At 74.1% G+C, this 11,907-nt stretch carries 13 protein-coding genes; 9 read left to right on the top strand and 4 right to left on the bottom strand.

All coding sequences use genetic code 11. The features are described from left to right. Nucleotides 1–158: 158 nt before the first annotated feature. Nucleotides 159–1,070 carry a DUF3027 domain-containing protein gene (locus IH45_RS0141125; protein ID WP_030681674.1) on the bottom strand — a complete coding sequence of 304 codons (912 nt, stop codon included), beginning with the start codon at nucleotides 1,068–1,070 and terminating at the stop codon, nucleotides 159–161. A 577-nt stretch (nucleotides 1,071–1,647) separates the two neighbouring features. Between IH45_RS0141125 and IH45_RS0141120 the strand changes: the two genes are divergently transcribed. From IH45_RS0141120 to IH45_RS0141105, 4 genes are read left to right on the top strand one after another with little or no spacing between them, the layout of a single operon-like run. Further along, nucleotides 1,648–3,003 (top strand): MFS transporter, encoded by a 1,356-nt coding sequence (locus tag IH45_RS0141120; protein WP_234440879.1) that lies wholly within the window; start codon nucleotides 1,648–1,650, stop codon nucleotides 3,001–3,003. Between the two features lie 26 nt (nucleotides 3,004–3,029). After that, entirely contained in the window at nucleotides 3,030–3,542 is a 513-nt protein-coding gene (locus IH45_RS0141115; RefSeq protein ID WP_030681671.1) for an RING finger protein, read from the top strand. Between the two features lie 36 nt (nucleotides 3,543–3,578). Then, on the top strand, nucleotides 3,579–4,346 hold the full coding sequence (locus IH45_RS0141110; protein ID WP_030681668.1) for a futalosine hydrolase: 768 nt from the start codon (nucleotides 3,579–3,581) through the stop codon (nucleotides 4,344–4,346). Further along, nucleotides 4,343–5,194, top strand: coding sequence for a 1,4-dihydroxy-6-naphthoate synthase (locus IH45_RS0141105; protein WP_030681665.1), 852 nt, complete (start codon nucleotides 4,343–4,345; stop codon nucleotides 5,192–5,194). Before IH45_RS0141110 ends, IH45_RS0141105 begins: the two co-directional genes overlap by 4 nt. Nucleotides 5,195–5,224: 30 nt before the next feature. Here IH45_RS0141105 and IH45_RS1000000150915 read toward each other — a convergent pair whose 3' ends face one another. Next, entirely contained in the window at nucleotides 5,225–5,608 is a 384-nt protein-coding gene (locus IH45_RS1000000150915) for a cold-shock protein (RefSeq protein ID WP_030604011.1), read from the bottom strand. Between the two features lie 204 nt (nucleotides 5,609–5,812). Here IH45_RS1000000150915 and IH45_RS0141095 point away from each other — a divergent pair, with 204 nt between their 5' ends. Beyond that, nucleotides 5,813–6,052, top strand: a complete 240-nt coding sequence (locus IH45_RS0141095; RefSeq protein ID WP_030681663.1) for a hypothetical protein — start codon at nucleotides 5,813–5,815, stop codon at nucleotides 6,050–6,052. Nucleotides 6,053–6,057: 5 nt separating this feature from the next. Here IH45_RS0141095 and IH45_RS0141090 read toward each other — a convergent pair whose 3' ends face one another. Beyond that, a complete protein-coding gene (locus tag IH45_RS0141090) occupies nucleotides 6,058–6,732 on the bottom strand; it encodes an HAD family hydrolase (protein ID WP_030681660.1) in 675 nt (224 codons plus the stop codon). A gap of 91 nt (nucleotides 6,733–6,823) precedes the next feature. Between IH45_RS0141090 and IH45_RS0141085 the strand changes: the two genes are divergently transcribed. From IH45_RS0141085 to IH45_RS0141070, 4 genes are read left to right on the top strand one after another with little or no spacing between them, the layout of a single operon-like run. After that, nucleotides 6,824–7,852, top strand: a complete 1,029-nt coding sequence (locus IH45_RS0141085; protein WP_030681657.1) for a FecCD family ABC transporter permease — start codon at nucleotides 6,824–6,826, stop codon at nucleotides 7,850–7,852. Beyond that, complete coding sequence (locus tag IH45_RS0141080; protein WP_050515552.1) at nucleotides 7,849–8,937, top strand: FecCD family ABC transporter permease; 1,089 nt, start codon at nucleotides 7,849–7,851, stop codon at nucleotides 8,935–8,937. Before IH45_RS0141085 ends, IH45_RS0141080 begins: the two co-directional genes overlap by 4 nt. Further along, the gene (locus IH45_RS0141075; protein WP_030681652.1) at nucleotides 8,934–9,791 is read left to right on the top strand and encodes an ABC transporter ATP-binding protein; all 858 of its coding nucleotides are present in this window, start codon (nucleotides 8,934–8,936) and stop codon (nucleotides 9,789–9,791) included. Before IH45_RS0141080 ends, IH45_RS0141075 begins: the two co-directional genes overlap by 4 nt. A 39-nt stretch (nucleotides 9,792–9,830) precedes the next feature. Next, nucleotides 9,831–10,919, top strand: a complete 1,089-nt coding sequence (locus IH45_RS0141070; protein ID WP_032919432.1) for an ABC transporter substrate-binding protein — start codon at nucleotides 9,831–9,833, stop codon at nucleotides 10,917–10,919. Between the two features lie 94 nt (nucleotides 10,920–11,013). Here the strand turns inward: IH45_RS0141070 and IH45_RS0141065 are convergent. Then, the coding region (locus tag IH45_RS0141065; protein ID WP_107058816.1) for a hypothetical protein at nucleotides 11,014–11,907 on the bottom strand (894 nt) is incomplete at its 5' end.

The following is an 11,907-nucleotide window of genomic DNA, read 5'->3' as shown; positions in this document are numbered from 1 at the left end:
GCCATCCCCGCAGGCAGCCGGGTGCCCTCGGTTCACTATCAACCCTTGGACGCCGTGCACGGTGCCGAGGAGTTGGCCCCCTGCGCGCCCCCGCCCCACAGACCAGGCAATGCGCATCCGCGCGAAGCGCGGTCCAGACCCCCCACCCCGCCGCGCGGCTAACTGTGACCGAACTCCTCACCCGGCCCCGCCGCCTCCACAGACCCACCGGCCGGATCCGGCCGCAACGGCAGCGGATCGACCACGGTTTCGTCGATGACCGGCGGCGCCGGCCGCGGAGGCTTCGGCATCACGGCGGCCTCGGAGTGGCCACCACACCCGTAACCGAGGGACACAACGTGTCCATCCGCAGGGCCGAACTCGTTGGCGCAGATGCCGAAGGCCTGCCGCAGGGAGCCGGCCAGCGGGACCAGGAAGCCGCAGGAGACGCAGTTGGCGGGGGCTGCCTGGGCCATGGCGGTCTTCGGGCCGTAGGCCTCTTCCCAGCGGTCGGCCGCGATGTGCAGGCCGTAGCGGGAGAGGACCCGGGGACGCCCCATGCCCAGCTCATCGGCGGTCGCGGCGATGCTGCCGCGAGCGGTCGTGTCGGGCTGGACCGCGGGCGAGCCGGGCTCGACGTCCGCGTCCTCGGCGTCCGCCAGCTCGGCGACGCCCGGAGCGACCGGCGTGCTGTCCGCGGCCACCCCCTCCGCTCCGTCGGAGATGCCCGGCTCCAGCCGCAGATCCTCCGCCTCCGTCGGCAGCAGGTCCCCGGGACCCATGTCCCCGGGCCGCAGCCGCTCGCTCCAGGGCACCCACTCGGGCGCGAGCAGCGCGTCGGGGCCGGGCAGCAGGACGGACTCGTCGAGGGTGACGTGTTTGGCGCGGGACGCGCGGGCGACGGTCACGGCCCAGCGCCAGCCCCGGTAGCCGGGCTCCTTGCATTCGAACAGGTGCGTGACGACACGGTCCCCGTCGGCGACGGCGTCGACGTGCTCGCCGACCGTGCCCGGCGCCGCGGCCTCCTCGGCCGCCGCGCGGGCAAGGTCGATCGCCTCGGCGCACAGGCGGTCAGGGGTACGGCTTCGCATCGCAGCACTCACAAGAATCGATTCTCTCTTCCACGCCGTCTCACGAGTGCGCCAGCCGGAGCTGTCCTGTCCTGTCCGGACGACCGGCGTGCCGGGGCGGGCGGAGCGGACCTGGGGACCGCGTCGACGTCCGCGCCCGGTCATCTCGGTCGAGCGCACCTCTTACGAACCATTCTGCGGGATCGCGGCAAGGCGCGCGGCCAAGAACGACCGCCGGTGGCGCGCTACACACGCTACCCCTTCAACGGTGTGCGGCCCCTCGGCGGGAGCGGCAAATGTCACCGGCAGCGGCCACCGGCCGTGCGGCGCCGCGCAACAGGCCGCGGAAAGAGCCATGACCCGGGCGAGTTGAGGGCACTATTGCTGCGTGGCTGCCGGACGGGCGTCGAGGAGGACGAGGCTGCCGCGGAGGTCACGGGCCTCGCGGGCCCCCGGTTCGGGGACCGCGAAATTCACCCGGGCCCCGCGGATCGCCAAGGCTTCGCGGATTTCCGCCGGACCGCGTGCCCCGAAGGGGGCGCGGGTCTCCACGGCGTCCACGCGACCCGGCGGGCCCGCCGGCCGGGCGTGCCGCGCGGTGGGCCGGACGCTGCGCCGCCCGTTCGCGGCGGCCGGGCGCGGCATACGGCGCGCCACTCACGCGCACGGGGCGGGCGAGTCGGGCCTCGGCAAGCTGATCGAGCTGCACGCGGTGAACTCGGCCGGCGACATGCTGATCACCATCGCGCTGGCCTCGACGGTGTTCTTCGCGGTGCCGACGGACCAGGCGCGCGGCCGGGTGGCGCTGTACCTGGCCGTCACGATGGCGCCGTTCGCGCTGCTGGCGCCGGTCGTGGGGCCGCTGCTGGACCGGGTGCCGCACGGCCGCCGGGCCGCGATGGCCGGGTCCATGCTGGCCCGCGCGCTGCTCGCGCTGACCATGGCGGGCGCGGTGGCGGGCGGCGGTCTGGAGCTGTATCCGGCGGCACTGGGCGTATTGGTGTCCTCGAAGGCGTACGGGGTGGTGCGGAGCGCCGTCGTACCGCGCCTGCTGCCGCCCCGCATCTCCCTGGTGAAGGCCAATTCCCGGGTGACGCTCGCCGGGCTGCTGGCGACGGGGGCCGCGGCGCCGGTGGGCGGCGCGCTGCATCTGATGGGGACGAGCTGGCCCCTGTACGGGGCGTTCGCGGTGTTCGTGGCGGGCACCTTCCTGTCGTTCTCGCTGCCGCACAAGGTGGACTCGGCGAAGGGCGAGGGGCGGGCGCGGCTGGCGTCCGCGGAGGAAGGTGAGCGGGCCGGGGGCGCGTCGGGCGAGCGGCCGGGGAAGGCGCCGGCCGGCGGGCGGCGGCCGGGGCTGCGGACGGTGGGCCCGTCCGTACTGCACGGGCTCCAGGCGAACTGCGCGCTGCGGTCGCTGTCCGGGCTGCTGACGTTCTTCCTGGCGTTCCTGCTGCGCGAACACCCGCTGGGCGGGCTGGGGCCGCAGATCTCGCTGGGGCTGGTGGCGGTGGCGGCGGGCGCGGGCAACGCGCTGGGTACGGCGGTCGGCGCGTGGCTGCGGTCCCGGGCCCCGGAGCTGATCATCGCGGTGGTGCTGGGGCTGGCGCTGGCCGTCACGCTCACCGCGGCGGTCTTCTACGCGGTGCTGGCCATCGTGGTGGTGACGGCCGCGGCGGCGACGGCGGGCCTGTGCCAGGCGCTGGGGAAGCTGTCGCTGGACGCGGTCATCCAGCGGGATGTGCCGGAGCTGGTCCGTACGTCGGCGTTCGCCCGTTCCGAAACGGCGCTCCAGCTGTCCTGGGTGGTCGGCGGCGCCGTCGGGATCGCGCTGCCGCTGAGCGGGACGCTGGGTCTGGCGGTGGCCGCGGCGCTGGTGGCGGCGGGCGCGGTGCTGGCCGTACGGGGCCTGCTGGGTGCGGCGCGGCACGGCGCGCCCCACCCTCGTGTGGCGTGAGCGGGGCCGACCGATAGCCTGCCCGCATGACCGCGTTCTCTTCTTGGGGCACAGGCCGCCGCGCCGCTGCCGCCCTCGGTGCCGTGTCCCTGGGGCTCGTCACCCTCTCCGCCTGTGAGAAGCCGACTCCGCTGGCCACGGTGACCGCCGGCAAGGACACCGTGACCGCCGAGGCCGCCTGCTACGACGACGGCAAGGTGCTCGGCGATCTGGCCTCCACCGACAAGAAGGCGCAGGCCGAGTTCACCAAGTGCCTGACCACCGATCCCAAGAAGACGATCACCGTGCACCCCGGTGAGAAGCTGCGGCTCGGTGTCGAGCCGGACGTGGCGGAGGACGGCTGGATCGCGCTGTCCAACAGCAGCCCGATCACCAACATGAGCAAGCAGACGTACCAGGTCGTGCCCAACGCCGACCAGCTCTTCGTCAACCAGCAGACCCGCAGCCTGGCCGACTCCACCGTGGTGTCCGTCGTCGCCTCCAAGGGCGGCAAGTACACCGGTGTGTGGAACGTCAAGCTCAAGCGCGCCGAGTCCTGAGCCCGCTGACGTACGCGCGAGGCCGGTGGTGGTGAGGTGACCGTGACGCGTGTCCTGGTCGTGACCGCCGTCGCGGCCGAGCGCGACGCGGTGGCATCCGGTGCGGCCGGTGACGGTGGCACCGGCGGTGTCGAAGTGATCGCGCTTCCGGTGGGCGGTTACGCGCTGCACCGCGTACGGGCCGACGGGCGGCCCTCCGTGATCATCGACGTGCTCGCCGCCGGTGTCGGCCCGGCCGCCGCTGCGGCCGGCACCGCCACCGCGCTGACCGCGGCGGTGTGCGGCGGAACCCGCTACGACCTCGTGATCTCCGCCGGCATCGGCGGCGGTTTCGCGCCCGGCGCCCCGGTGGGCGCCACCGTCGTCGCGGACGAGATCGTCGCCGCCGACCTGGGCGCCGAGACGCCGGACGGTTTCGTCCCGGTGACCGAGCTGGGCTTCGGCACCGTCGTGCACACCCCGCCGCCGGTCCTCGTGCGGGCGCTCGCCGAGGCCACCGGCGCCGCGTGCGGCGCGGTGCTGACCGCCTCGACCGTCACCGGCAGCGCGGAGCACGCCGCGCGCCTCGCCGCGCGCCACCCGCGCGCCCTCGTCGAGGCGATGGAGGGCTTCGGCGTCGCCGAGGCCGCCGCCGCGCAGGGCCTGCCGGTGCTCGAAATCCGTACGGTCTCCAACCCCGTCGGCCCGCGCGACCGCGCCGCGTGGCGCATCGGGGACGCGCTCGGCGCGCTCTCCGCCGCCTGCGCCGCGCTCCCCCGCGTCCTGACGGCGGCCGGGACCCCGACCTCCTGGAGGACGCCATGAGCGACCCGCTCAAGATCGCCTATTCGCCGTGCCCGAACGACACCTTCGTCTTCCACGCGTGGGCGCACGGCAAGGTCCCGGGCGCGCCCGCGCTGGACGTCACCTTCGCCGACATCGACATCACCAACGGCATGGCCGAGCGCGGTGAGGGCGACATCCTGAAGGTGTCGTACGCGGTGCTGCCGTGGGTGCTGGAGGAGTACGCGCTGCTGCCCTGCGGCGGCGCGCTGGGACGCGGCTGCGGCCCGCTGGTGCTCACCAAGGAGCCCGGCGAGGCCAAGGACCTGGCGGGCAGGACGGTGGCGGTGCCCAGCGAGCGGTCCACGGCGTACCTGCTGTTCCGGCTGTGGGCGGCCGACGAGGTGCCGGGCGGCGTCGGCGAGGTGAAGGTGCTGCCGTTCGACGAGATCATGCCGGCGGTACGGGACGGCCGGGTGGACGCCGGGCTGGTCATCCACGAGGCCCGCTTCACGTACCAGAACTACGGGCTGAGCTGCCTCGCGGACATGGGCGAGCACTGGGAGCGCACCACCGGGCTGCCGATCCCGCTGGGCGCGATCATCGCCAAGCGCTCGCTGGGCGCCGAGCGGCTGCGCGAGCTGGCCGCGGCGGCCCGTGAGTCGGTACGGATGGCCTGGGACGACACCGAGGCGCCCCGCGCGTACGTGCTGGAGCACGCGCAGGAGATGGACCCGGCCGTCGCCGACCAGCACATCGGCCTGTACGTGAACGAGTTCACCGCCGACCTCGGCGAGAACGGCTACGCGGCCGTGCGCGGCCTGCTCACGCGTGCCGCGGCCGAGGGGCTCGTACCGCCCCTCGGCCGCGATGCGCTGCAGTTCGTCTAGCCGAGACCACGCCGCCCGGCTCGGCGTCCGTCAGACGTCGAGCTGGTCGGCGACCGCGCGCAGCATGCCCGCGATCTTCCCGCCGTGTGCCTTGTCGGGGTAGCGGCCGCGCTCCAGCTGCTGGGCCACGTTCTCCAGCAGGGTGGTGAGGTCCTGCACGATCGACGCCAGCTCGTCCGGCTTGCGGCGCTGGGCCGCCGCCACCGACGGTGCGGGGTCGAGGATCGTCACCGAAAGCGCCTGGTCGCCGCGCTGGCCGGCCACCACGCCGAATTCGACGCGCTGGCCCGGCTTGAGTGCGTCCACGCCGTCGGGCAGCACCGACGAGTGCACGAAGACGTCACCGCCGTCGTCGCGGGAGAGGAAGCCGAAGCCCTTCTCGCTGTTGAACCACTTGACCTTGCCGGTAGGCACGTCTGTCCTCGTCCTCGTACTCGTCGGGAAACCACTGGGGTCTGGTTACTGCGTTTTCTGCGTTCTGCGCGGGAAAACAGCTCTGGATAGCAGTGCAGCGGGCCACCTGACCCGCCACCCCCCAAGGCTAATGGTCCGGTGCCCGGTGACAAGACGTCGCCGGGTGGTTCCCCCGCGCTTCTGGCCCGGACTTACCCTGGTCGTGTGTCTGACGAAACTCCCCAGGCCGGGGATCTGCTGGTGCGGATCGGCGCGATTGTTTTCCTGATTGGCGCGGTGGCCACACTCGCCACCGTCACGCCGCTGTTCATCGGGGCCGATCCGCTGCCGTCCGTCTTCTACTGGGTCTGCATGCTGATGGGCGTCGGCTTCGTCGTCGCCGCGGCCGGAGTGCTCCGTTCCGTCGCGGCCCAGCGACGGCAGGCGCGCTCCTCCACGACGTAACGGACTCAAGCGTTCCGCCCGGCCACGTACCCCTCCAGCCAGGCCGGGAAGCCGGTCAGGTCGTCGAGGAGTACGTGGGCGCCGGCCGCGCGCAGCTCGTCCGGGGCGCACGGCCCGGTGGCCACCGCGACGGACAGCGCGTCGGCGGTGTGCGCACCGCGTACGTCACCGGTGTGGTCGCCGACGTAGACGGACGCGCCGTGCGCGCGCAGCGCCTCGGCCTTGGCCTCCGCCCACAGCGAGCCGATGACGGCGTCCGCCGCGATGTCCAGGTGCTCCAGGTGCAGCTTGGCGTTGGGCTCGTACTTCGCGGTGACGACGATCGCCCGTCCGCCGTGGCGCTGAACGGCGGCCACCGCCTCGCGGGCGCCCGGCATCGGTAGCGTCCCGGTGATCGCGTGCGTCGGGTACAGCGACCGGTACAGGTCGCTGACCTCGGCGACCCGCTCCTCGGGGAACCACTGGCGGATCTCCTGCTCCAGCGGCGGCCCGAGCCGGGTGATCGCCAGGTCCGCGTCGATGTACGTCCCGGTCGCGGCGGACAGCGCCTGGTACGCCGCCTTGATGCCGGGGCGGGAGTCGATCAGCGTCATGTCCAGGTCGAAGCCGACCGTGAGCGACCGCGAGGCGGTGGCGACGGTGGGGTCGGGAACCGGGGTGTGCGAAGCCATGGTGGCCATTGTGGCCGATGACCGCGGCGGGCCGGGCCGTACACTAAGCCTCCCCTAACCTGCCGGCCTCCCGCGCCGGCGCCACCGCGAAACGGAACCGATGCCAGTCGTCCGGGCCAGCACCCCCAGAGCCTCCCTGGTGAGACGCCGCGTCGGCTGGACCGCCGGGGCAGTGCTCGTACTGCTGCTGGCGGTGCTGCTCTCGCTCGCTCTGGGCAGCCGCCAGTTCGCGCCGTCCGAGGTGCTCGACGCGCTGCTGTACGGCGGGGACGGCGACGCCGCGCAGGTGGTGCGCTTCCTGCGGCTGCCGCGCACGCTGATCGGCCTGATGGTCGGCGCCGCGCTCGCCCTGGCGGGCACCGCCATGCAGGGCATCACCCGTAACCCCATCGCCGACCCGGGAGTCCTCGGCATCAGCCAGGGCGCCTCGGTGGGCGTGGTCCTCGCGCTGTCCTTCCTGGGGGTGCACACCCTCGGCGGTTACGTGTGGTTCGCCTTCGCGGGCGCCGGGGCCGCGGCGGTGGCCGTGTACGCGATCGCCTCCCGGGGACGCGGGGGCGCGACGCCGGTGAAGCTGGCGCTGTCCGGGGCCGCGATCAACGCGCTGCTCGTCGCCGTCACCATGGCGGTGCTGACGACGAAGGCGGCGGCGCTCGACGAGTTCCGGTTCTGGCAGGTCGGCTCGCTGACCGGCCGGGACAGTGCGGTCGTCGCGCAGATCTGGCCGTTCCTGCTGGTGGGCGCGGTGCTGGTGCTGGCCGTCGCACGCGGTCTGGACGCGCTGGCGCTCGGCGAGGACGTGGCCAGGGGACTCGGGCAGAACGTCGCGGCCGTACGCGTCGTGGCCGGGCTCGGGGCCACCGTACTGACCGGCGCGGGCGTCGCGGCGGCCGGGCCGATCGCCTTCGTCGGACTCGCCGTACCGCACCTCGCCCGCGCGGCCGTGGGCGGCGACCACCGCTGGCTGCTGCCGATGGCGGCACTCCTCGGCCCGGTCGTGGTGCTGGTCTCGGACACCGTCGGACGCGTGCTGTTCCCGCCGTCCGAGGTGCCGGCCGGGGTGATGACGGCGCTGATCGGGGTGCCGTTCCTGGTGGTGCTGGTGCGACGGAAGGCGGTGCCCGCGTGACGGCACCGGCCACGGGCCCCGGCACCCCGATACGCCCGGGCCGTACGCGGCCCGCCGGGTACGCCCTCGTGCGCGCCGGGCGCGCCTCCTTCCTCGTGCACCGGCGGGCGGTGGCCGTCGCCGCCGTGCTCGCCGTGCTGCTCGCGGCCGTCTGCCTGGCGTACCTGTGCGTCGGCGAGTCCTTCGTGGCGCCCGGCGAGGCGCTGAAGGCCGTCTTCGGGCTGCCCTCCTCGGCGGAGCTGGTCGTCGGGACGCTGCGGCTGCCGCGGATGGCGGTCGGGCTGCTGGTCGGCGCGGCCTTCGGGATCGCGGGCGCGCTGATCCAGACTGTCGCCCGCAACCCGCTGGCCAGCCCGGACGTCATCGGCGTCACGCAGGGCGCGAGCGCGCTGACGGTGGGCGCGATGACGTTCGGCGTGACCTCGTACGCCGTCCTGCCGTACCTGTCCGTCGCGGGTGGTGTGCTCGCCGCCGCCCTCGGCTACGTCTTCGCCTGGCGCGGCGGCCTGCACGCCACCCGCTTCGTGCTGATCGGCATCGGCTTCGCCGTCGCGCTGCGCTCGGTCACCCAGCTGTTCCTGACCAAGGGCGACTACCTCGTCGCCCAGCAGGCGCAGGTGTGGATGACCGGCTCGCTCAACGGGCGCGGCTGGGCCGAGGCCGAACCGCTGGGCCGGGCGCTGCTGGTGCTGCTGCCCGCCGTCCTGTGGGCGGCCCGCGCCCAGCGCACCGTCTCGCTGGACGACGCCACGGCGACCGCGCTCGGCGTACGGCTGAACCGCACCCGGCTCGGCCTGGTCGCGCTCGGCGTGGTGCTGGCCTCGATGGCCACCGGCGCGGCCGGGCCGGTCGACTTCGTGGCGCTGCTCGCCCCGCAGACCGCCCGCCGGCTGACCCGTACCGCGCAGATCCCGCTGCTGTGCTCGGCGCTGCTGGGCGCGGTCGTGGTCGTGCTCGGGGACCTGCTGGCCCGCAAGCTGTTCGCGCCGACCGAGCTGCCGGTGGGCGTGCTGACCGCGGCCGTCGGCGCCCCGTACCTGATCCACCTGATCATCCGCAGCCGTGCCGTGGGAGGCAGAGCGTGACCGAGGGCAGCAAGGACACGGCTCCCGCCGGCAGCCGGCTCACGGCCCGGGACCTGACGCTGGCCTACGAGGACCGTACGGTCGTCGACGGGCTCGACCTCGACGTCCCGCACGGCGCGGTCACGGTCGTCGTCGGCCCCAACGCCTGCGGCAAGTCCACGCTGCTGCGGGCGCTCGGCCGGCTGCTCAAGCCGCGCCGCGGCGCCGTACTGCTGGACGGTACGGAGCTGGCCCGCATCCCCACCAAGAAGATCGCCCAGGCGGTGGGACTGCTGCCGCAGACGCCGGTGGCACCCGAGGCGATCACCGTCGCCGACCTGGTCTCGCGCGGCCGCCAGCCGCACCAGCACTGGTGGCAGCAGTGGTCGGAGGCGGACGAGCGGGCCGTCGCCGAGGCCATGGCCCGTACGGACGTCGCGCAGCTGGCGGACCGGCCGGTGGACGAGCTGTCCGGCGGGCAGCGGCAGCGCGTGTGGATCGCGATGGCGCTCGCCCAGGAGACCGATCTGCTGCTCCTGGACGAGCCGACGACGTACCTGGACATCGCGCACCAGGTCGAGGTGCTGGACCTGATCCGGCAGCTCAACCACGACCGGGGGCGCACCGTCGTCGCCGTCCTGCACGACCTCAACCAGGCCGCCCGCTACGCCGACCACCTGGTGGCGATGAAACGGGGGCGTATCGTCGCCCAGGGGCACCCGTCGGCGGTCGTGACGGCCGGGCTGGTGCGGGAGGTGTTCGGGCTGGAGTCGGTGGTTGTGCCCGATCCGGTGACGGGCTCACCCCTGGTGGTTCCGGGGCGGCCTTGGCAGGCTCCGGGTGGAGGGGCCACGGTCGTACCCGAGTCGGCGTAGCGCCGCCTCGTACGGCCGCCCCTGCCGAAAGGGTCCGTCATGCCGCTCTCCGCAGTCCCCGTAGCCTCCACAGCCACCCGTACGGTTCCGTGGGCCGGGCGCCGTCGAGCCGCCCTCGCCGTGACCACCGCGCTGGCCGCTTCCCTGACGCTGGCCGCGTGCGGTTCGGGCGGCGCCGGCGGCTCGTCCGGAACGGGCGGTTCCGGTGCCTCGGCCAAGCCCGCCGACTGCCCGGCGCAGCCCGCCACGACCTGGGCGAAGCCGGTGGCGGGCACGGGCACGCACCGGGTGCGTACGGCGCAGGGCGAGGTGGCGGTGCCGAACCGGCCGCGGCGGGTGGTCGTCCTGGACACCGCGGAGCTGGACTCCGCGATCACGCTCGGCGTCACGCCGGTCGGCGCCACCCGCTCCGACGTCGCGGGCGGGTTCCTCGACTATCTGCCCAAGGACAAGGTCGCGGGCATCGAGGACGTGGGCAAGATCGGCGCCCCGAACCTGGAGGCGGTCGCCGCGCTGAAGCCGGACCTGATCCTGACCAGCAAGGTGCGCGACGGCAAGCGCTACGAGCAGCTGAAGGCCATCGCGCCCACAGTCATGACGGAGACCACCGGCTACCCGTGGAAGCAGAACTTCGCCACCCACGCCGACGCGCTCGGCAGGATCCCGCAGGCGCGCCAGGCGGTCGCCGCGTACGAAGCGCACGCCAAGCGGGTCACCGCGGCGCTCGGCGGGGCCGCGGCGGCGAAGCGCACCACGACGAACGTCGTCCGCTTCGTCGAGGGCGCCGACACCCGCGTCTACGGCTGCCGCAGCTATATCGGCACGATCCTGAACGACGTCGGCACCGGACCGACCAGCGTGGTGCAGGACGCACGGGACGGCCTGATGATCGAGGTCAGCGCGGAGCAGATGAGCGAGGCGGACGCGGACGCGCTCTTCTACACGGCCTACGGCAGCCCGGAGAAGTCCAAGGAGACGCAGGTCACCGGCGGGGCACTGTGGAAGAACATGAAGGCGGTCAAGAACGGCCGGGCCTTCCGTGTCGATGACGAACTGTGGATCCAGGGGATCGGTTATACGGCGGCGGACAAGATCCTTGAGGAGTTGCAGGGGAAGCTGGAGAGCTAGGGGAGTTGGGGAAGCCGGGGAAACCGGGGAAGTCGGGAGAATCGGTGAAAGGGTGGGCGGGGCCGCGTACAGCCGTACGCAGCCCCGCGGCGGCTCAGCGCGGCTGCCGCCGCATCCGCCACACCAGGAACAGGGCCGAGGCGACGGCCGCGACGCGGACCACCACCGGCAGCACCCCGGTCAGCTCCTGCCCCAGCTGCCCCTCGGCGATCGGTTCGCCCCACCGCCCGTCGACCCGGCCCCACAGCCACACCACCACCCCGGCGACGATCACTCCCGGCACCCCCAGCGCCGCGAACTTCGCCTCGCGGCGGGGCAGCCGCCGGGAGGTGTAGGCGATCACCCAGCCTCCGGCGAGCGCGAGCCAGGCCCCGGTCACCGCGCCCGCCACCAGCAGGAGCACGGCCAGCAGCAGGACCGGGCTGAGCGGGGCCCGCGCGACCGGCGCGTACTCCACCGCTTCGGGCTCTTCGGCGTACGGCTCCGGGGCGGCACCGGACCTCCGCCACCGCGCGAGCACGCGCGGCAGCACGCCGCGCGGCGCCTCGGCCGCCTCCTCGCCGTGCTCGCCGCCCCCCTCGTCGTCCCCGGCCTCCGCGTCCTCCGCTTCCTCCGCGTCGTCGTCCTCCTCCCGCTCGCCCTTCTCCAGGGACAGCGGGCTCCCCTCACGCTCGCCCGGCGGGCGCTCCCGGATCTCGGGGATCTCGATGCCGCCGACGAAGCCGGGCACCGTCTCACCGGGTCCGTACGGCCCGTACGGATCCTCCTGCACGCGCCACCAGTCGGGCTCGGCGCTGCCGTCACCGAGTTCGTCGAAGCCCGCGAGGTGCGGCGGGGACGCGGTGGGCGGCGGCTCGGGCTCCCGGGTGCGGGCGGAGCGCCGTTTGCCGTCGCGCGGGGCGGGGATGGCGGGGATCTTTCCGGCGATGCGGTCGCGGAGCCCTTCGCCGAGGGAGGAGAGGTTGGGGAGGCCGGGAAGGTTGGGGAG

It is taken from the genome of Streptomyces rimosus subsp. rimosus (genome assembly GCF_000720725.1).
In the GTDB taxonomy this organism is placed as follows: Bacteria; Actinomycetota; Actinomycetes; order Streptomycetales; family Streptomycetaceae; genus Streptomyces; species Streptomyces rimosus_A.
The sequence above is the reverse complement of the archived record's forward strand: the minus strand, read 5'-3'. Positions and strand labels throughout refer to the sequence as shown.